Consider the following 22,554-nt stretch of genomic DNA (forward strand, 5'->3'; position numbering starts at 1 on the left):
AAAAATCTATCGTATGGAACACAAGCATGAACATCATGATCACCAACATGAGCCGCAGCAGGAAACACCGGTTCATCAGCATGATCATCACAGTAATGAACATATGTCCAAGCCCGCGCATGGACATGAGCATCACAAGGAACATGACGGCACGGACGGACATGACGAGCATGCGGGACACCATACGATGGATTTTCTTAAACGATTCTGGTTATGTATCGTGTTAACTGTTCCTGTGCTGTTACTGTCGCACATGATCCAGCTATGGCTCGGCATTGAAATATCCTTTCCCGGGGATAACTACCTGTTGCTGGCTTTGAGCAGTTTTATTTATTTCTACGGTGGATGGCCGTTCCTGGTAGGAATGGTACGGGAACTGAAATGGAAAGATCCTGGTATGATGACGCTGGTAGCAGTAGCTATCAGCACGGCTTATCTCTATAGTGTGGCGGTAGTATTTGGTCTCCGCGGGATGGACTTCTTCTGGGAACTGGCCACGCTGATCGATATCATGTTGCTGGGACACTGGCTGGAAATGAAATCGCAGATGGCTGCTTCCAGGGCGCTGGAGTCGCTGGTAGAGCTGCTTCCTGCCATTGTACACGTAGAGCGTAACGGACAGGTGTCAGATATCCCACTGAAAGAGCTGCAGCAGGATGATATCATCCTCATTAAACCCGGAGAAAAGATCCCTGCGGATGGACTGATCCTCGATGGTAGCTCCAACGTGAATGAGAGTATGCTCACAGGTGAGAGTGTGCCTGTTAGAAAAGCCAAAGACGATAAAGTGATCGGCGGAGCGGTGAACGGAGATGGTGCCTTAAAGGTACAGGTCACTGGTACCGGTGGCGACAGCTATCTGAATAAAGTGATCAATATGGTGCAGTCGGCACAAGGTGCTAAATCCAATACCCAGAACCTGGCTAACAAAGTAGCGAAATGGCTGACCATTATATCCATCAGCGTAGGTATCCTCACTTTCATTATATGGTTAGCAAAGGGTAATGAGCTGTCTTTTGCATTAGAGCGGATGGTAACCGTAATGGTGACTTCCTGTCCGCATGCACTGGGTGTGGCTATTCCATTGGTGGTAGCCATCTCTACTTCACTGTCGGCCATGCATGGGTTACTGATCCGTAATCGCACCGCCTTTGAGAACGCCCGCAAACTGACTACGATCATCTTTGACAAAACAGGGACCTTAACGAAAGGTTCCCATGAAGTACAAAAGATCATCCCTTTAAACGATCAGTTTTCTGCGGATGATATCCTGCGTTACGCCGCTGCTGTACAACAGAATTCAGAGCACCATATTGCACATGGCGTCATGAAAAAACTAAAAGAGCGTAAACTGGAATTATGGGCATCCACTGATTTCATCTACATGCAGGGAATGGGCGTTAGCGGTACCGTAAACGGCAAAAAGGTAATCGCGGCAGGTCCTAACTATTTCAGGCAGGAAAACAGGCAAATGCCGGCTGTTCCTGCGGAAATTGATCAATCCACCGATACGGTGAACGTCATATTGGTTGACGATGCTCCTGCCGGTATCATTACACTGGCCGACAGCATCCGTGAAACCGCGGCCGAAGCTATTGCTGATCTGAAGGCAATGGGCATCCGCTCCTTCCTGCTAACGGGCGACAATGAACAGGTCGCTGCTGCCGTGGCCGGTAAACTACAGATGGATGGTTATCTTGCCAATGTATTGCCTCATGAAAAGCAAAGCAAGGTGAAGGAGTTCCAGGACAAAGGAGAGATCGTTGCCATGACCGGAGATGGGGTAAACGATGCCCCAGCGCTGGCACAGGCCGATGTCGGTATTGCCATCGGTTCCGGTACCGACGTAGCGGCTGAGACCGCAGACATTATCCTGGTCAATTCCGATCCTAAAGACGTGGTGCAGATGATTTCCTTTGGAAGGGCTACCTACCGTAAAATGGTCCAGAACCTGGTATGGGCAGTCGGTTACAACGTTGTTGCCATTCCCCTGGCAGCGGGGATCCTTTATCCCGCATTTATGCTTAGCCCGGCCATGGGTGCCGTACTGATGAGCCTGAGCACCGTTGTTGTTGCCATTAACGCAAAACTGCTGAAAGTAAAATGATTCCTTGTTTAATTGAATATAGGTTTGATATGACCGGGATCGGGATATAGTAGAGATTCGTTAGAGATTCGCTTGAGATAGGCTTATCCTCCCTTAATCCTCCCTTTTAAAGGGAAGATTAAGGGAGGATAAGCCTATCTCAAGCGAATCTCTAACGAATACCAATCGAATCATGTCTTAATTTAGATGAGGTATTGGTACACTGTTGGCATACCTCCCCGGAGTTAATGAAAATACATCTTAAACAATTCCGTCTTTGTCTTAATATCCAGCTTAAGAAAAATATTCTTCATATGATACTGGATCGTATTTAAACTCAGATGCAGGGATTTAGCCACCTCTTTGTAAGACATGCCCTCCAGCACCATATCTATAATCTCCTGTTCCTTCTTCGTCAGCTGATCTCTCTTAACCGGTTTATCTGTCCTGTTACGGAAAAGCATATACCGGAAGATGTGCTGGCTCATGGCCGGCTGTCCATATTCAAGCATATGGATCATTTTATGTTCCAGGCTGTCAAAGTTTTCGGTCTTCATCAGGTAGCCGTCAGCTCCCTGATCAAATGCCAGCTGGATAATGCGTTTATTTTCTTCTTTGGTCAGTAGAACTACCAGCATTTCGGGCTTCAGTTCCTTAAACTCTTTTATTTCTTCCATACCGTCAGCATCTGCTGCCTGTGTGCTGAGTAAAAGCATATCGGGATTAAGGGTGGGGTGATTGTATAATATCCGGAATGCATTAGAGGTGCTGTTAGTGTTAAGGCAGGCGGAAAAATGGCTGTTTTGGGAGATGTGTAAAATAAGGTCGTCACTGAATTGTACATCTTCTTCAATGATACCGATCTGGTATTTTCGATTCAGATTAATTGATAACATTGGTTTTTTGGATTTTGGTTCATTGGGAAATGGATAAACGTATTCGGTCTGTTCTGCGGTGAAGACAATAGAAACAATAGAACATTCACATTAAAAATAGGGAGCTAGCTAGTGTGCCCTGACCTGTCTCAGAAATCATGCATATAAAATTATAGACTTTCGCTCAATTGAGGTGTATTCAAATCGGATTGGTTGTAAAATAAGCACTGTTCTATAATAAGATATTCATAGACTACACTTTTATGTGGTAAATAATAGCGATAATAGCACGAATTTCATTTAAACGAATATCAGTAAAATTTAGATAAAACAAAGAATGAAATATCACTAGTTCTGTATAAGCCACATTTCTGCTGTTGAGTATGATAGCACCTTATTCACTTAGAGAACAATCGGACTGGTTGTCTTCATTGTTTGGGAACGTTTAAAAAATGTCCTGAAGCATCACGGTGGAGGCCGTGATGGCCATTTTCCTATATGTGTGTATGTTATGTGCCGGGAATAAAACCATAAAGCGTATTGATAATATGATAAAACCCATTAATGACAATAAATGAAAACATCTATTAGGTCCCTTCACTTACCGTCAGTCATTTACATGTATATCATTGGCTAACCAGTTAAATAGTCTTGCAGAGGGCAGGTTATGAAAAAAATTTTTACCCGGACCGAGAGGAACGAAATCTTAAGAAGAGTGGCTATCGTAACACTGGTGCTTCTTTTTTTTCTTGTGTTTTTTCATAAGCGGATCTTCATAGTGATCAAATCGGGTGAAGCAGGCGTTTTATATACCATGGCGAATGGTACCGATATAAAGAGGACATATGGCGAAGGCCTGCATATCATTAGTCCATTTAACACAATGGCGGTATACAATGTCAGAACACAAAAGCTCAATTTCAGTCAGTCTATAATCAGCAAGAATGGTCTTAAGATCGATTTACACTACGCCGTTTTGTTCAAGCCGGACCGGAATTTCCTTCCCTTGCTGCACCAGCAGGTGGGAGTAGATTATAAGACCACGCTGATTGCCCCCTGTGTACAGGCCAAGATCAGGAAGGATCTAGCCTCACTTACGCCGGAGGATATCTATATGACGGAAAGAAGTGTAATAGAGAAAAATGAAATAGATAGTCTGCGGAAGATCCTGGTCAATAATAAAGTCCTCATAGAGGGGTATTTCATTTCAAGCGTGGTGTTGCCAGATTCGGTGAACAAGGCGATTACCGCCGTATATGCGAGACAGCAGCAGAGCGAGGAATATAATTACAGGCTGATAGTAGAGCGGAAGGAAAGGCAGCGTAAGATCATCGAGGCCCAGGGTATAAGGGATTTCAGTACGATCCTGAACGTGTCTCCCGCACAGTGGAGAGCACTTGATGTGACACAGAAACTGGCCATGTCGCCGAACTCGAAGATGATCATTATGGGTAATAATGCAAGCGGCCTGCCTATTATCATGGGCGACCAGTTTACAACCGTTCCCAGCGCCACTTCAGTGAATAACCAGGCGCAGAATCAAAGAAGAAGGACACAACAATAAAGTTATTTTTCATCAAGTAAAATAAAATTAACATGGCAGAAAATCAACAAGTTGAAGTTGCCGCCGCTGAGAAAGCAGATGCGAAGGCAATTATCAAAAAGCATGTACTTATTTCAATGGGCGTAGGTGCAGTACCTATCCCGATGGTGGATGTAGCGGCCGTTACCGGTGTACAGCTTTCTATGATCAGCAAGCTGGCGAAGGTACATGGTGTACAGTTTGCAGAAGACCTGGGTAAATCTATGCTGGCATCACTGGTAGGAGGTGTGGGCAGTAAAGCACTGGTGACAGGCTTCCTCGGTAGTGCTATCAAAGCTATTCCTGTGGTAGGGTCTGCTATCGGCGCGGTTACATTCCCTGCATTTGCCGGCGCTACTACTTACGCAGTAGGAAGGGTGTTTGATAAACATTTTGCTGAAGGCGGTACCATGCTCGATTTTAAGCCTGCAGCTGTAAAAGATTATTTTTCAGAAGAACTGGATAAAGGAAAAGAAGTAGTCGACAACATCACCAAAACAGTCAAGAAACCTTTCACAAGAGGTAAATCCGGCAAGGATACTGAGCTGGAAACAGACACCAATAACTAAGCGGATTATGTTCAGTATCTTATTTAGCCCCTTATTTATCGGCTGGATAATTCTTTCGGTGGTCTGCGGAATAGTCGGCGCCCGTACGCGTACAGGCTTCTGGGGCTCCTTCTGTCTGGCCATCATTCTTACCCCAATAGTAGTACTCTTACTGCTCTACCTTTTTCAGCCGATAAATAAGGGCAAATAAATTTCACATACCATAAACAACATTGAAGCGATGCGTATTAGCAGCGTACAGCTTTTTATTTTCCCCCATGCGGGTGGAAGCGAGGTCTCCTATGTTCCTATAGAGAAAGAACTGTTGCCGGAAACAGTGGCATCTACCATTTGTTATGCCGGGAGAGGCAGAAGGATACATGAGCCCTTTCAGCAAGACATGGCCACTATGGCGATGGATTGTATGAGCATAGTGCAGCAGAGAAGAAAGAAGGATATGCCGCTGATATTCCTCGGCCATAGCCTGGGGGCGCTTATTGCCTTCGAAACGATGAACTGTATGCGACGTTATGATATGGAGTTGCCGGAACTGGTGTTTCTTTCCGGCAGAAAAGGGCCTGCTATTAAAGAAAAGAGCAACAGGTCTTTATTGTCTGATCTGGAGCTGCTGGCCTGTCTTGCAAATATGGGTGGTATTCCCGAACCTTTCCTGGATCATCCCGATTTCCGCTCTTTCTATCTTCCGATCATCCGGAATGATCTTCGTCTGAACGACACCTATTGCTATCATCAGCAGGAACCCTTTGATATGCCCTTTGTAGTGATGAATGGTGTGGAAGATGAGAATGTAGGCACTGAACCTGCACTTTCCTGGAAGGAACATACCAGTGCTGCCTGTTACGAGGAGTGGCTGGAAGGTAACCATTTCTATTTTTCGGATGCTGCAGCTTTCAGCCGGACATTATCCAGGTACATTAGTATGCACTTTCCGCATTTGCATCTGCCTCGCTTTAAAGAGTTTATTTAGCCCATCCATCAACCAAATTAACTAGTGTGAAAACAGCAGCCGAGTCAACATCCCATGATGCATTAAGCAGCCTTCAGAAGTCGTTCCTGATCATCCGGAACCTGGAAAGAAAACTGCAGGAAGAGAAGAACCGGGACCCCTTAACAGAAGAAATAGCAGTGGTTGGTATGGCATGCCACCTGCCCGGTGGCATACGCTCAGCGCAGGACTTCTGGGATGCATTGCTGACAGGGGAAGATCTGATAGCTGATAACGGACTGACAGCCCGCTGGCAGGATATGGACCAGTCTCCGGATGCTGTGCATCGTGCGATGCCGCATGCCGGCCTGCTGGACGACATCACATTGTTTGATAACGAATATTTTCACATCTCTCCCGCAGAAGCACGATACATTGATCCGCAACAGCGACAATTGCTGATGATGGTGGCCAATGCCCTGGCTGATGCAGGTATCACTCCTGCGTCGCTCAAAGGTTCTGATACCGGCGTATTTACCGGCATCAGTGCGTTTGATTACAGCCTGCATATCATGCAGCAGGACGATAAATATCGCGTAGATCCTTATCTCGGAAGTGGCAATTCGCTCAGTGGCGCCAGTGGCCGTATCTCTTACTGCTACGGTTTCCATGGTCCCTGTCTGAGCATTGATACCGCCTGTTCCTCTTCTCTGGTAGCTTTACATCAGGGTGCAGAGAGTCTCAGGAGGAATGAATGCAGGGTCGCTATTGTGAGTGGCGCCAACCTGGTATTATCGCCTTATCTGCAGGCGAGTCTTACAGACGCCGGTATGTTATCGCCTGATGGCCGTTGTAAGGCCTTTGATGATAGCGCGAACGGTTATGTGCGTTCTGAGGGTTGCCTGACTGTCATCTTAAAAAGATTATCTGATGCAGTAGCTGATGGCGACCGTATCTATGCATGTATAAAGGGTTCTGCCGTAGCCCAGGATGGTGCCAGTGGCGGATTGACTGTACCTGACCCTGTGAGCCAGGCGAAGGTCATCCGTAATGCGTTACGTGCTGCAGACATGCAACCGGAGGAGATCAGTTTTATTGAAGGCCACGGCACTGGTACCTCATTGGGCGATCCTGTGGAGGCAGAAGGGCTGAGACAGGTATTCGGTAGCCGTAGCGACAAGCTATTGCTGGGATCCGTGAAGAGTAATGTAGGCCACCTGGAAGCTGCCGCCGGACTGGCGGGCTTCATGAAAGCATGCCTGAGTATTTACCACCAGCAATTACCCCCTCATTTACATTTTCAGCAACCTAATCATCATATTGACTGGGAGCATATGCCTTTTCGTATCAATAAGGACATACACCGGTTCGGTAATAGCCATACACGTATAAGCGGCGGCGTTAGCTCATTTGGATTTACAGGCACGATCGCCCACTGTATAGTGGCCGCCTGCGAAACAACGCCGGCAGGCAGAGAGAAGCAATTGCCCGCACCTCATTTCCAGCTGAAGTCACACTGGCTTGGGAAACTACCAGGGAAATCTGCAGCCGCCTGTTTTAATATACAGTGGAAACCGCTGGGGGCGCTGGAACAAAAAGAAAACTTGCCACAATACATATATATTGACACTGGTGCAGGAACCGCTGCCAATATGGAGCAGATCCTTAAAAGTAAAAACGGATGTGCATTGACGACTGACCGTTTGTCTACATTGGATAGCATCATTCCTGCTCCCCATCAGTATCCGCTTTGCCTCGTATATGATATCAGTGCTTTGGAGGAAACAGATGCCACAGGCATGAAGCGTATTTATCAGCAATTACTGGCCTTTCTGCAAACAGTGCAGCGGCCTGCGCATACACCAGCATCAATACTATTTGTTACCCGTCATGCATTGAATGCGCCGGGCAGTGATCATGTCGTTGCATTGCAACACAGTCTGACTGCCTTCATCAGATCAGTTTTCCTGGAGATGCGGGGTCCTGCCATGCTTGTTCTCGACATAGACCAGGGGTTGCCTGATCAGGCCTTCATTAATAATTATGTGCAACAATCCTATTACAGGGAAATAGCCAGCAGGAATGGACAGCTATGGTATCCCGCGCTCGCGGTAACCGGACTTTCACCGGCAACAGAAATTACCTGCGATCCGGAGGGTATTTACCTGATCACAGGAGGCAAGGGTTCTTTAGGGATGCATCTGGCAGAGTGGATGGTACATAAAGGCGCCGGTACGGTAATCCTCACCGGAAGAAGCCCGGATGGCTTTACCAGCAACGACCGTATTGTATACCGGCAGCTGGATGTAACAGATGAAAATGCGATGCGCAATTTCGCTGACTGGCTGCGCAGGGAAAAGAAAATACTGAAAGGTATTGTGCATGCAGCAGGCACCAACAGTCGGTGTCTGCAAAGCAAAATGTCTGTTGATGATATCATGTATGTAGCCGGACCTAAGATTACCGGGCTACAGCATATCACTACTTATCTGCCCATGGAAGGGCTGGATTTCCTGTTGACTTATTCTTCCATTGCCGCCGTATGGGGTTCGGGTATGTTGTCTCATTACGCGGCCGCGAATGCTTATATGGATGCATTTGTGTTAGAACTCAGGAAACAGGGTGTTCCGGCGAAAACGATCAACTGGGGGCCCTGGAAAGACAGTAACATGATGCTGGACACAGCAAACAGTACTGACCTGCTGAAGGAATCGGGCGTGCCTCCTTTTAACGCGGGAGCAGTAAGAAGGGTATATGCCTCTCTGCTGGTGCCGGATGCACCGCAGCTGGTATATGTATGCCTGGACAATGCCCGCTTTATTACGATGATGGAAATGCAAGGCACGATAGCTTTCTGGGAGAACCTGCGGCCGGCAGAAGATACTGTGGAAGCACCGGTGACAGGTAAAACAGACCTGTCATTGATCGTAGATGATGTGGAGAGAGAAGACCTGATAAAACAGGAACTACTCAGGTTGGTGAAACAGGTATTGGCCATCGGTGATGGAGAGCAGGTAGACACTACAAGAAGTTTTAGTGATATGGGCATGGACTCTATCCTGCTGGTGAAATATATACAGTGTATCAATTCGCAGCTGGGACTGAATGTCACCACCAATATGCTGTTTAATTATCCGACCATCAGTGGCCTGGCTGTTTATGTAAACAGCCGCTTTAAAAGGACCACAGTAGTACCTGCCAAAAGAATGACCAGCAGTCTCTATGAGATGAGCGACGAAGAAGTATTAAAAATGGTTAGTGAAGAAATGCAAAAATATTAATCGCCTATGGAAAATATAGAGCTGGTAAAAAAGTTATATGAAAGACTGAAGATAGCAGAAGAACGTATAGTTGCGATGGAAAAAAAGGAGGACATGCCTGTTGCCATTGTTGGCATGTCCTGCCGTTTTCCTGGTGCAGAGAATATATCGGCATTCTGGGATAATCTGTGTAATGGAAAAGATGCGGTGACAGAGGTGCCTGCCGAACGTTGGAATGCGGCACGTTTTTATGATAAGAACCCTGATGCACCGGGCAAGTCCTATTGTACTAAAGGTGCTTTTATTGATGATGTAAAAGGTTTTGATGCCGCCTTCTTCCGGATCAATCCTGCTGAAGCAAGACAGATGTCACCTCAGCAGCGGATACTGCTTGAAACTACCTGGCAGGCATTGGAAGCAGCCAATATTCCACCGGGGAGTCTGAACGGCACAGACACTTCGGTGTTTCTGAGTATATCTGATGACCAGTACCGGCATCTGGCAGCAGGAGGAAATGTGAATGGTATCTCACATTTCTCTGTGACCGGTAATGCTATCTCTACCGCCGGTGGCAGGATTGCTTATCAGCTGGGACTAACCGGCACCAATATGGTGATAGATACGGCCTGTTCTTCTTCATTGGTAGCCGTGGACCTGGCTATCCGCGAACTGCGTGCGGGTAAAACTAACGTAGCCATCGCAGGGGGAGTAAACCTGTTCCTGACCCCTTTCGGACATATATCCCTTTCTAAAACGAGAGCGCTGGCTGAAGATGGCCGTTGTAAAGCATTTGATGCTTCTGCAGACGGGTATGGCCGTGGCGAAGGGTGTGGCATTGTGGTGCTGAAAAGATATGATGATGCGGTGAAGGAGGGTGATCATATTATCGCTGTCATCAAAGGTGCTGGAGTGAACCAGGATGGCGCCAGCAACGGTATGACGGCTCCTAATGGTCTTGCGCAGGAACGGCTGTTAAAAGCTGTATTGCGTGATGCGAAGGTGAACCCTCATGATGTGCTGTATATAGAAACACACGGCACAGGCACTAAGCTCGGCGATCCTATTGAAGCAGAGGCCTTGCAACAGGCGTATATCACAGGAAGAAAACGACAACATTCCCTCTATGTAGGTAGTGTGAAAACCAATATTGGTCACCTGGAATCGGCTGCCGGCATCGCAGCATTGATAAAGACTGCTTTATGCCTGTATCATGGAAGGATACCGGCAAGCCTGCATTATCAGCAGCCTAATCCTGTTATCAGTTGGAATGAACAGGTAAAGGTGGTGACGACCCTCACCGATATGCCGCAACAGGAGAATCGCCTGGCGGCAGTCAGTTCTTTCGGATTCAGTGGCACGAATGTGCACATGATATTACAATCAGCAGCGCGGGATTACAGTAATCCTTATCCGGATGAATGTGCTGTATTGCTGCTCTCTGCCCGTTCTCTGCCTGCATTGAAGAAACTGGCGGGGGCATATGTTGATTATCTCGCTAATACGGCTTTTGCTTTACCTGATATTGCTTATACAGCATTGCTGTGCAGAGATCATTTTGAAGAGCGGGTGGCCGTGATCGCAGAGAATAAAGTAGCGGCTGCGCAATTGCTCGAAATGTTCATGGCAGGTGCGCAGGAGAGGTTATTGACATCTCCCGGTATGGTAGGCAGTCATTGTCAGCTGTTACAGGAAGATGCGCAGCAATTCCTGCTGAAGAAAGCAGCGCATACTTATTCATTAACAGGTAAGCTGGTTCCCATTCCCGTTTATCAGTTTGATCATGAAGAATTCTGGGTAGAAGACAGCCTGTATCGTTTGTCAGAAGAATCATCTCCGGAACTTATTAAAGCCACACCGGCAACAGGAATAGAAGATGCTTCAGTGGCGCTATACGTGGACAGGATCGTTGGTGAGATCACAGAAATGAGTGCGGGTACATTCGGTGATAAGGATGATTTCTTTGGTATGGGAATGGACTCTATTATGGTTATGCATCTGAGAGAGCGCATCCTGGAAGATAAAAAGGTGAATATTGACATATCGCTGTTCTACGACAAACTGAATACACCGGGTAAGCTGAAAGAGTATTTACAGACTACTGTTCCCGGTGCCTTGCCGGTAAAGAAGACAGTGGAAGCTGCCTTTGTTCCCTACAGAGTACCGGAAATAACCACCGATCAGATGGCAGAGGGAACGGAAGCAGCCCTACAGGCTTTGGTGAATGACGTTGTGAAAAGAAGCAGCAGCTCCAAAGAGCTGACACAGCGCTACCGCCCATACCACGCTAATAACAGGAATATTGCCGGCTTCAAGCCACGGTGGAAAGAGATGGTCTATCAGCCAGTAGCAGCAAAGGCAGAAGGCGCTTATATCTGGGATACGGCAGGAAACCGTTACCTGGATTTCACCATGGGATTTGGCGTACACCTGTTTGGTTATAATCCACCGTTCGTCAATCAGCATTTACAGGATGTACTGGAAGATAAATTATTCCTGGGGGCATTAAGTCCGCAGGCGGGAGAGCTGGCCATGCGTATCTGTAACATTACAGGTAATGAGCGTGCCGCTTTTTACAATACGGGAACAGAAGCAGTGATGGTGGCTATCAGGCTGGCAAGGGCGGTAACGCAAAAGAACAGGATCGTTATTTTCTCCGGTTCCTATCACGGCACCTTTGATGGTATACTGGCGCGGCAGGGAAAAGACATTTACGGTGAACCACTGGCGCCAGGTGTGAGTGCATCTGTTAGCCAGGATGTTTTGGTATTGCGGTATGGCAACGAAGAAGACCTGGAGGTGATCGCTGGCATGGCAGGAGAGATTGCGGCTGTATTGGTAGAACCTATACAGAGCCGCAGACCGGATTTCTTTCCCGAACATTTCCTGCAGCAGTTATCCGGCGTTACCACACAGCATAATATCGCACTGATATTTGATGAGGTTATATCAGGCTTCAGGTTCTCGCTCAATGGTATCCGCTCTTTTACAAAGGTAAGGCCCGATATATCTGTATATGGCAAGATCATCGGTGGCGGCATACCCATTGGCGTAGTAGCAGGCAACAGGCGTTTTATGGATGCGGTGGATGGCGGCTACTGGTCTTATGGCGATAGTTCACATCCCACTGTGATGAATACGTTTGTAGCAGGTACTTTCTGTCACCATCCGCTGGCAATGACTGCAGGTATCCATGTATTGGATCACCTGGAGGCGAACCCCGGCATCTACCAGCAGCTGGAAGAAACGACCGCTGGCATCTGTGATGAACTGAACGCCTTCTTCAAAAGCCGACGCCTTCCTGTCAGCATGGTGCATTTCGGATCGCTGTTCCGCTTTGTACTGAAAGGTAACTATGAGTTGCTGTTCTATAAACTGTTAGCTAAAGGCATCTATATATGGGAAGGCAGGAACTGTTATGTTTCCACTGCACATACTGCTGCTGATGTCCGTTACCTGATAGACGCCGTAAAGGACAGTTGCGAAGAACTGTTGCAGGATGAGCTGATTGGTGCCACTGAGGAAGAGGCGTTACCGGAAATAAAGCTCTCCTTCGCTCAGCAGAATCTCTGGTGGGCATGGCAACTGCAACCGGAATCAGCATTATTTAATCTATCGGAAACCATGCTTATAGCAGGTGGGTTCCTGCCTGATAAATTCGAAGCGGCTTGTAACCTGCTGATGCAAAGGCATGAAATATTACGTACCGTATTCTATGAAAAAGACGGCGTCCCCTGGCAACGTACCATACAGGACAGAAGGTTTGCGTTAACCTGGATGGAACTGCCGGAAGATGACAAGGCCGCAGAACAACTATTGCTGGAAAAGAACCGGGAGCCTTTCAGACCAGGCGATGATTGGTTATGGCGGGTGGCTGTCGCGGAAAGAAAGAACGGCGCATACCTGGTGGCTATTACAGTACATCATATCATTTGTGATGGATGGTCGATGGAAGTACTTTTTAATGACCTTATTGATGGGTACAATGCATTGGTGAAGGGCGAGACAATTAAGAGCGCCGGATCATTACAATACCGGCATTATGTGCAGGAAGAACAGGACAGTATTCAAAACGAAGCACTGCGTACCTTCTGGCATCAACAGGTGAAAGATGTGAACCCGCTCCATATTCCGGGAACAACCGCGCAGGGAATACCGGGAAATGGAGAGTTTTCATTTCTAATTAGTGGTCAGCACTACGCCGGCATCCGGCAGCTGGCCACTGATTTTAACCTGAGCGTGTTCACTGTCACTACAGCCGTGACCCAATTATTGTTACACAGTTATACTGGAGCAACTGACATTACCACCGGCACACCTGTTACGGGCAGGAGCAAGGCGAAATGGCACAAGCTCATAGGGCATTTCCTGAATATACTGGTACTGCGTACGCAGCTGAGAAAAGAGGAAACATTCGCACAATTGCTGCAAAGGCTGAAGGTACACCTGATGGAGATGTTTGAAAAGCAGGATTACTCTTTCGAAACATTAAAGAACGAATGCTGGGACAGGCGTAAGGGCGAACAACATCCCTTCTTTGACATAGAAATATCACTACAAAATTTCAGACTGAAGCGGCACCATACTTCCAGGGAGTTTAACGGTCTGTCCGTAAGCACTGTCAAAAGCTTGTCTATCGATCCAAGGAAATACCCCATGGAGTTCCGCTTTGACGAAGGGTGTGACGATATAGCACTGCAGCTGCATTATGATACCGAACGTTATCCTGCATCGCTGGTGAAAGAAATGGCGGAAGACTGGCAATTACTGCTGGAACTGGGCGTTAGTGGCAGAGATGAAACCCTGGTGGCATTGACAGGAAAACTGAAGGAGTTGCGTGCAACCAAAACTAAACAGGCATTACATTCTCGTCGTAGTGAGAACCTTTTGAAATTAACCACAACAAAATAAATCCCCATGCAATTCCAGCGACAGCAATTTTCATTAAAAGACGTAAAGCCCAAAACCATTGATATTGCAGGTGATCTTATTGAGAAAATACCCGGCTTCCCGGTGATCTATAAACCTGCCATGGATGGTGTCTCTTTGAAGTCCTGGTTAGCGGGCCACCAGGATGAAGTGGCAGAGGACCTGAAAGTGTATGGTGCTATTTTATTCAGGGGCTTCGACGTGCCAGACAGGAATGCCTTCCAGGATGTAATGGGTGCCTTTAATGAAGAATTCCTCTCTTATAAAGACCGTTCCTCCCCACGTACGGAAGTAAAGGAGAACCTTTACACTTCTACAGAACATCCGGCAGATCAGGTAATTAATATGCATAATGAATTGTCTTACTCGCATACCTGGCCGCTGAAGATTGCTTTTTATTGTTCGCAGGAGCCATCTGAAAAAGGAGAAACACCTGTTGCGGATGTGCGTAAAGTATTAGGACGACTACCTGAAAGGCTGGTAAGCGCATTCAAAGAAAAAGGAATACTATACCGCAGACTATTACAGCAGGGCGTAGGATTGCCTTGGCAGGAGGTATTCCAGACAGAAGATCCAGCAGTAGTAGAACAGCATTGCAAAACATATGGACAGGAGTTCAGCTGGACAGGTAATGACCGGCTGGAGATCAGGTGGCACAGGCCCGCTGTCAGAACGCATCCGGTTACCGGGGAAGAAGTGTGGTTCAATCATGGCTACTTCTTCAACTTCCTGGCACTGGCACCCGAGATAAGAGCTGCCTTTTCTAGTAGTGATGAATTGCCCTTTAATACGTATTACGGTGATGGCTCATCTATTGAAGCCGAATGCCTGGAGCTTATTCATAGGGCATACCAGGAGGAATGCGTCTATTTTCCCTGGAAAAAGAATGATATCCTGCTGATGGATAATATGCTGGTAGCGCATGGCCGTAATGCTTTCAAAGGTCCACGAGAGATCAATGTAATCATGATGAAACCTATCAGACAATAATGACGAGTTTATCCGGTGCTGTCCTCCTGCCTGTGACCGAAACACAGAAAGGATATTTTCAATCATACGTATCGCAGCTGCCAGTTACTTTTTGCTGGCAGATCCATTGTGAGCTGGTGCAGGACATGAAGGCGCTTGAAGAGGTGCTGCGCCATTTTTTTTACGGGCAGGAAGCCCTCCTGGTCCGCTTTGTATACCAACCTGATATAGTGTATCCTTTGCAGCATATCACAACAAGGGCTGAACATATACATATTTTCCTTGAGGAAGGGGGTAGGGACGCAGACTCATTTACAATCGCTTGTAAGCAGTACTTGCGGGAGTTTGATGAGCATGTTGTTTTTGCTGCCTCCCAGGATAGGGAAGAAGACAGTTACCATGCATATCTGCAACTACCCTTTGGCGTTGCAGACGCTCATAGCGTAGGTAAGTTATGCAGTGCTATACAGTTTGTCTTTTCGGGCAAGGAATTGCCTGATCCTGCAATATCCTATTCCCAATATGTAAGCTGGCAAACGGAAACATTAAAACAACAGCCGGAGGAGATCACCGATTGGTTTAAACAACAATTGACTGAACGCGTAAGAGCGACACCTTTTTTGTTTGAAACAGTAGGTAGTACAGATAAACCAATATACGAAAGCACGACTATCAACCGGAAAGGAACCGCATTACCGCTGGCAGCAGAAAAGGCAGGTATGTCAATGAGGGATTGCTGTTACGGCATCTTCAGTGTGCTGTTAAGTCATTTTACCAGCAGGGACTTTGTGATGCCAGGGGTGTTACTGAACGGGAGAGTGTACGATGAACTGGATAATACAGTGGGCCTCATCGAACAGCTGATTCCTTTACCGGTGACATGGGAGGACAGTTTTAAATCTCTGGTTGAAAAGATCTCTCAACTGATCAGTGAAAGGCAATCCGTAGCTGAATATTTCAGTCATACGTTTATACAAGAGGTTTCAGGCAATACACTGCCCTATGTGGTGCAGTATATCAAGATGCCTGATAATGTAAGGCATTGCAGGGAGTGGCAGGTAATGCTTCCCGGGGTAACACTACAGCTGGATATATTGGATACGCAGGATGGACTCGCGACACGCTGGAGCTTCGACAGCACACGCATCTGTCGCCTTGCTGTTGAACAGGTAGATCGTGTATTACAGCGGTTGTTAGATCTTGCTGCGATAGACCTTGAGCAGGTTACTGATATTAATTTATTGGTGGATGATGTAGCCGTTGACAGGGCTTCGTCTATAACTGCAGAAGCCGATTTTATAACATTGTTTCAGGCAAGCTGCCAGCAGTATCCTGATGCAATTGCTGTTATCAGTGAAGATATAGCGTATACGTATGGCGCATTGGAGCAGTCCGCCAATAAGCTGGCGGCTGTACTGATGCATGAAAAGGGCGTACAACCCGGAGATATTGTAGGGATCAGCGCGGGTCGAAGCCCGGAGGTGATCATAGCGCTTATAGCTATTATGAAGGTCGGCGCTGCCTTCCTGCCGCTGGACAGGTCTCAGCCGGCGGCCAGAATGGCCGCCATCCTGGAAGATGCTGCCCCGGTGCTTGTGCTGACAGAAAAAGCAGACGACGATACCGGCTGTTCGATAACAGCCTTACTGGAAAGGGCGGATCGTCTCACCGCTCAGGTGGCATGTCCGCAGCAAGATGGTGAAGCGTTGGCTTATGTGATCTATACATCCGGCACCACAGGCCAACCAAAAGGTTGCATGCTATCAGTGAATAACCTGTCCCATTATCTTCACTGGTGCGCCAAAACATATACGAAGGATAAGACCTGTGGTAATTTCCCCTGGTTTACGCCTTTGTCTTTTGATCTTACTATCACCAGCATTTTCCTGCCGCTGATAACTGGAAAAAGGATCGTGGTATTCCGCGAGGAAGAATCAACGGACCTGATCCTGCAGCAATGTTTTTCCGGGAAGTACGGTATTGACAGCATTAAGCTAACCCCTTCGCATATCAGTTTGTTAAAACACCTGGAACTGACGCATACCCCGGTACGGGTGGTGATCACCGGTGGGGAGCAGTTACAGCGCTCACAGGCGGAGAGCTTGTTCCGGCTCAATAAAGATATTTTATTGTTCAATGAATACGGCCCTACGGAGGCGACTGTAGGATGTATTGTAAAGCGAATCAGTCCGGATGATCAACTGATCACAATAGGTCATCCGATAGCGGGCATGGAGGCCTTTATTTTCAATAACGCGGGACAGCCATTAATGCCGGGACTTGCCGGTGAACTGTTCCTTGCAGGGAATGGTATCGCCAAAGGATACCTGAACAAACAGACATTAACAGCGGAGAAATTCCGGATGGCGGGCAATCGCCTGTTCTACCGCAGCGGCGATCTCGCCAGGCAATTGCCTAACGGGGAACTGGTATTCCTCGGAAGGATAGATCAGCAGTTGAAGATCCGCGGATACCGTATAGAAGCAGCAGAAATTCTACACCATTTACAACATATTCAGGACATAAGAGCAGCGCAGGTACTGGCAGAGCCGCATGGCGATGACCAGGAGCTGGCCTTGTTCTTTGAGGGCGGCGCTGCCATTGCGGTTGTGGTGGCGTCGCTTAAATCGCATTTGCCGGCTTATATGGTGCCGCAACATTACTATCGGGTGAGACAGATACCACTTACCGTGAACGGGAAAGTGGATACCCAACGGCTGTTGTCCCATAGCTTGACCATTAAAGAAGACACCCAACCTTATCAAGCCCCTGTCAATGAGACCGAAGAACAGATCGCCGCGATCTGGAAGGAACTGTTGCAGGCAGACCAGGTGGGAAGACATGATCACTTTTTTGCTTCCGGCGGACAAAGCATCAAGGCCTCGGCATTGGTGGCTCGCTTAAATAAGCATTTTAAGGCTGGATTTTCACTGAAAGATATTTTTGATTGTCCAATATTATCAGAACAGGCAATGCGGGTAAAAAGGACTAAAAAGGCCCTTGGGGACGATCCGGTGGCGCTTCCCTCACAGGAGTCTTATGAACTGTCCGGACAGCAGCTCCGGATCTGGATGGAGCATAACAGCGTGCGTTTCTCTACCGCTTACAACATGCCTGCCGCTTACAGGATACAGGGGCCGTTTTCACTGGCACGTTTCACGACTGCCTTCGGAAAGGTGATTGCGCGTTTTGAATCATTGCGCACCACCTTTGTCTGTGAGGAGGATGGTATGCCCAGGCAGGTGATCCACGGAGATACGACATTTGTTTACCGCTATGGGGAAGGGCCGGTTGATATTGAGGAAATGTGCCGGCAGCATGCACAACTGCATATCCCGCTGGACATGCGTCCCTTGTACAGGGTTGCCTTGCATAAACTGGCAGCCGAGGAATGGCTGTTGCTGATCAACCTGCATCATATCATTGCCGACGGACTGTCGGAAGAGATCCTGTTTGATCATCTGCTGAAAGCATATGATCAGCAGAATGAAAATGAGCCGGTTTCCGGTTTACAGTATAAGGAATACGCTGCATGGCAGAACAGTCTGCAACAGGACACGGCAGCCCGTGATTACTGGCTGCAACAATTCAAAGAACCGCCTCCACTGATGGCGTTAACCGCTGCTGTTAGGGGCGGATATCAGGAAAGTAATACAGCGGGCAGTTACAGCATCCCATTGGGGAAAGCGCTGTCCGGAAAGATATTGTCCTTCTCAAAGGAAAGGAAGATCACCACCTTTTCCCTGTTGCTGTCTATCGTAGATATGCTATTATACCGCTATGGTGGCGGTAGTGATAGAGTAATGGCCATCCCCGTCGATAATCGCCTGCATGAAGCCTTTATGCAACAGGTCGGGTTTTTCCTCAATACACTGTTACTGAGAAATGAACTCGATCCGAAGGCTCCTTTTGATGCATTGACAATCCAATGGAGTCGTCAGCTGATGGAAGGGCTGGAACATCAGCAATACCCCTATGAGTCACTGGCGAAGGAACTGACGGCATTGCACGGCCTTTCAGGCGATCACCTGTTTCATGTACTGGTGAATTTCCAGGAAAGACAACAGGGAAATATTATAGAGACGAATGAGCTGCGCCTGGAGAAACTGCCCTATGAGGGATATACACAGGCAAAGGTGGGACTGGCATTTAATTTCTCTCAGCATAAAGATGAACTGAGCCTGACCATCGATTACGACAGGAGTATCTATACTGCACCTTTCATCTGCCAGCTGTTAAGGCATTGTCTGTTCCTGGCGGAGCAGCTGATTGACCAGCCGGGAAAGGCCGTAGGGACGGTACCAATGCTTTCTCCCGAAGAAGTGGCACAATGGAGGAACTGTGGTACAGGGCCTGTTGTAGATATCAATCCCGCTGAGACGATCCTATCCCGCTTCCACGAGATAGTCGCGCAATACCCGGAGTATACGGCTATTGTGGACGAGGGCAAAGCCATGAGTTACCGTACCTTATTGCAACGGGTGCTTACTATGGATATCGGCGAGGTTCAATCCGGACAGGTTGTGCCGGTACTGGCAGCCCGCAATGAACAGACTATTACGGCTATGCTGGCCATCATGAATAGGGGTGCGGTGTACTTGCCTGTCGACGCAAAACTGCCGGAAGAACGAGTGCTTGCTATCGTAAAAGAATGCGGGGCACAGATCGTACTAAATACCTCCGGACAGTCCTATGAGCTGAATGGCATAAAAATGCATACACCTGGTTTTACAAACGCAGAGAATCCCTCAGTTGACATTACAGGAGCAGCGCCTGCTTACATGATATTCACTTCTGGTTCTACCGGTAAGCCCAAAGGACTCAGCATATCACACACCGGCTTATTAAACACGATCACAGCCCAGATAGCGGGGTTTGGTGTGCAGCAACATGATCATTGCCTCTGGTTCTCTTCTCCTGGCTTTGATGCGTCTTTATCGGAGGTCCTCCTGGCCCTGTTATCTGGTGCTGTTTTGTATACTGCCACACCAGACCTGATCAGTAATCAGTATGTGTTCCTGGACTGGATGGCAACGCAGGGTATTTCGGTGGCAACTATCCCGCCGGCTTACCTTTCAACATTGCCGGCTGCGTTGCCGCAGACCTTACGTGTGCTTATTTCCGCGGGGGAAGCGTTGCCGGAAAGAACAGGACTTGCATTGGCAGACAGGCATATGTTGTTCAATGCATATGGGCCCTCAGAGAATGCCATCTGTACCACCTTCACCAGGATCCATCCTACAGACCACGGGATGCCTATCGGGATGCCGATGACAAACGTAAAAGTAAGGGTACTGGACGCTGATCAGCAGCCGGTGCCTGCTGGTGTGACAGGAGAACTGCACATTACAGGGATCGGACTGACGAAGGGATATCATCACAACGACACAGAAACCGCATTACGTTTTTATAAAGACGGAGAGGAGACATGGTACCGTACGGGGGACATTGTAAGGTGGCTCGACGATGGCAGACTGGCTTTTGCAGGAAGAAAAGACGGGCAGGTAAAGATCAATGGTAACAGGGTGGAACTGGAGGATATTCGGCATTGCCTGACAGCACATCAGCTGGTAAAAGATGCAGTGGTCGTATACAAGGTATTCGAAGAAGCGGAACATCCCGTATTGGTTGCATATGTCGTATCGGAAGATCCTGGTTGCAATGTTGATACGCTGATGGCATACACGGGAAAGGTACTACCAGCGTATATGGTGCCTTCGTTCTTTACCATCATACCGCTTATACCGCTTACCAGCAATGGTAAGAAGGACATAGTGAATTTGCCTTCGCCATTTAACCATGATCAGCAGCAGACAGTCGAACCGCTGTCAGAAAGTGAGCAGATGATCGCCATGTTGTACACCGGGTTATTAAGTACATATGCAGACCGGCATACACATTTCTTTGCCGCCGGTGGTAACAGTCTTCGCGCTATTCAGCTTATTTCAGCTGTCTATAAACACTCCCGTAAGTCTGTAACACTGGGAGAGCTATACAGACATCCGCAGGTAAAAGAACTGGCCCATTTGCTTGATCACAAAACACCGGAGGTATCTTACGAAGAACATACAGCCGGAGATGAGTGGTACAATGCTACACCTATGCAGCAAAGAATGTGGGCAGACATGGAAACAACAGGTAGCGGAAAATACGGGATGAAGGGATCTTTTGAACTGAACGGTCCGTTGGATGAGGTGCGTTTCATGCAGGCACTTCGTCATGTACTGGAAGTACATGGTATGCTGCGATGCCGCTTCCGGGTATCGGGACAGGGGCTGCAGTATAAGCTGTTCGATGTGGAGGAATGCCAGGTACAATATGGAGATGGCGCTGGTGTGGAAATGAATCCTGAGAAAGATCCCTTGTGCCGGCTTTTCTTAGAACGACAGGAACAGCAGCGGTACGTATTCACATTCCTTTTGCATCATCTTATTGCAGATGCCTGGAGTATCAAAGTATTGATGACGTCTATTCTGGATCATTATGGAGAAACAGTACAGCATAAGGAAATCATCCCCTATAGTAAATATGCACACAGTATCAGTCAGCAGCCGCCTGTTGCAACAGACAGGGCCGCATTGGCGAAGCATTGCCTGTTGAAAGAACGACAGGTGGGAAATACTGCCAACCAGGGATCGGGATATTTCAGGAAGATATTTCATAAGTATTCAGGTGATAGTATCACAGCACTATCCGCAGCATATAAGGTATCACCCTTTGCACTGATAACCGGCTTACAGGCCCTGGCGTTTATGGACGATGCGTCGCAACCGGTATTGACAGTGTTTGCGCCATTGCACGGCCGCTTTGATCCGGCCTGGTATAATACGGTGGGACTATTCATGAACGTGGTACCGTTTACTATCTACAAGCAGTTATACACGCATATATCAGACCTGATCGAACACATACAGACCCAGTGTACCGCCTATCTTGAACAGCCGGAGAAGTATGTGGCGCAATGGGTACCTGCCGGAGAGGAGATGGGAGAAAGAGGGATACTGGAAATTCATATAGATGATTTTGAAGGTCATTACAGGGATGCAGCGGTGACGCCGCCAGGTATTACTGTGCGTCCACTTCACACTGCCATGAGCAGAAAGTTCAGCATGGAAATACACTTTACATTGGGCGGCGAGGGACTTTCTGCAGAATGTCTGTATGATCAGGGCGCTTATAGCGGAAGGTTTGTACAGCGGGGTATTGCACGCTTTGAACAGGTGCTGGCTGCACTCAGCAGTGAACCTTCACAAACGATGACAGCCCTGGAACAGCAATTACATAACACGGAAAAAGATATGATGCAGGCTGCACAGCAGGCGAGCATCCGTAGTTTCCTAAAAAAGAATTAAGCGTTTTACT

Annotated in this window: 9 protein-coding genes; 8 read left to right on the top strand and 1 reads right to left on the bottom strand. The window is 47.7% G+C overall.

Features of this window, described 5'->3' with window-relative positions; genetic code table 11:
- Positions 1–13: 13 nt before the first annotated feature.
- On the top strand, positions 14–2,107 hold the full coding sequence (locus CLV42_RS27395) for a copper-translocating P-type ATPase (protein ID WP_106605134.1): 2,094 nt from the start codon (positions 14–16) through the stop codon (positions 2,105–2,107).
- A 224-nt stretch (positions 2,108–2,331) separates the two neighbouring features.
- On the opposite strand, the gene CLV42_RS27400 is transcribed toward CLV42_RS27395, so the two are convergent.
- A complete protein-coding gene (locus tag CLV42_RS27400) occupies positions 2,332–2,982 on the bottom strand; it encodes a LuxR C-terminal-related transcriptional regulator (RefSeq protein WP_106605135.1) in 651 nt (216 codons plus the stop codon).
- 646 nt (positions 2,983–3,628) lie between these two features.
- Between CLV42_RS27400 and CLV42_RS27405 the strand changes: the two genes are divergently transcribed.
- From CLV42_RS27405 to CLV42_RS27435, 7 genes are all read left to right on the top strand, one after another.
- Positions 3,629–4,525, top strand: a complete 897-nt coding sequence (locus tag CLV42_RS27405; RefSeq protein ID WP_106605136.1) for a prohibitin family protein — start codon at positions 3,629–3,631, stop codon at positions 4,523–4,525.
- A 32-nt stretch (positions 4,526–4,557) separates the two neighbouring features.
- Entirely contained in the window at positions 4,558–5,112 is a 555-nt protein-coding gene (locus tag CLV42_RS27410; protein ID WP_106605137.1) for a YcjF family protein, read from the top strand.
- A 220-nt stretch (positions 5,113–5,332) separates the two neighbouring features.
- A complete protein-coding gene (locus CLV42_RS27415) occupies positions 5,333–6,079 on the top strand; it encodes a thioesterase II family protein (protein WP_106605138.1) in 747 nt (248 codons plus the stop codon).
- A 26-nt stretch (positions 6,080–6,105) separates the two neighbouring features.
- Complete coding sequence (locus tag CLV42_RS27420) at positions 6,106–9,318, top strand: type I polyketide synthase (protein ID WP_106605139.1); 3,213 nt, start codon at positions 6,106–6,108, stop codon at positions 9,316–9,318.
- Between the two features lie 6 nt (positions 9,319–9,324).
- Complete coding sequence (locus CLV42_RS27425) at positions 9,325–14,205, top strand: aminotransferase class III-fold pyridoxal phosphate-dependent enzyme (RefSeq protein ID WP_106605140.1); 4,881 nt, start codon at positions 9,325–9,327, stop codon at positions 14,203–14,205.
- 6 nt (positions 14,206–14,211) lie between these two features.
- On the top strand, positions 14,212–15,213 hold the full coding sequence (locus tag CLV42_RS27430) for a TauD/TfdA family dioxygenase (RefSeq protein WP_106605141.1): 1,002 nt from the start codon (positions 14,212–14,214) through the stop codon (positions 15,211–15,213).
- Positions 15,213–22,544, top strand: a complete 7,332-nt coding sequence (locus CLV42_RS27435) for a non-ribosomal peptide synthetase (RefSeq protein WP_106605142.1) — start codon at positions 15,213–15,215, stop codon at positions 22,542–22,544. Before CLV42_RS27430 ends, CLV42_RS27435 begins: the two co-directional genes overlap by 1 nt.
- Positions 22,545–22,554 lie beyond the last annotated feature (10 nt).

The sequence above is a fragment of the Chitinophaga ginsengisoli genome, assembly GCF_003014595.1.
Classification (GTDB): Bacteria; Bacteroidota; Bacteroidia; order Chitinophagales; family Chitinophagaceae; genus Chitinophaga; species Chitinophaga ginsengisoli.

Coding starts and splice junctions, on each gene's coding strand:
- CLV42_RS27395 (WP_106605134.1), top strand. CDS start 14: ATGGAACACAAGCATGAACATCATGATCACCAACATGAGCCGCAGCAG.
- CLV42_RS27400 (WP_106605135.1), bottom strand. CDS start 2,982: ATGTTATCAATTAATCTGAATCGAAAATACCAGATCGGTATCATTGAA.
- CLV42_RS27405 (WP_106605136.1), top strand. CDS start 3,629: ATGAAAAAAATTTTTACCCGGACCGAGAGGAACGAAATCTTAAGAAGA.
- CLV42_RS27410 (WP_106605137.1), top strand. CDS start 4,558: ATGGCAGAAAATCAACAAGTTGAAGTTGCCGCCGCTGAGAAAGCAGAT.
- CLV42_RS27415 (WP_106605138.1), top strand. CDS start 5,333: ATGCGTATTAGCAGCGTACAGCTTTTTATTTTCCCCCATGCGGGTGGA.
- CLV42_RS27425 (WP_106605140.1), top strand. CDS start 9,325: ATGGAAAATATAGAGCTGGTAAAAAAGTTATATGAAAGACTGAAGATA.
- CLV42_RS27430 (WP_106605141.1), top strand. CDS start 14,212: ATGCAATTCCAGCGACAGCAATTTTCATTAAAAGACGTAAAGCCCAAA.
- CLV42_RS27435 (WP_106605142.1), top strand. CDS start 15,213: ATGACGAGTTTATCCGGTGCTGTCCTCCTGCCTGTGACCGAAACACAG.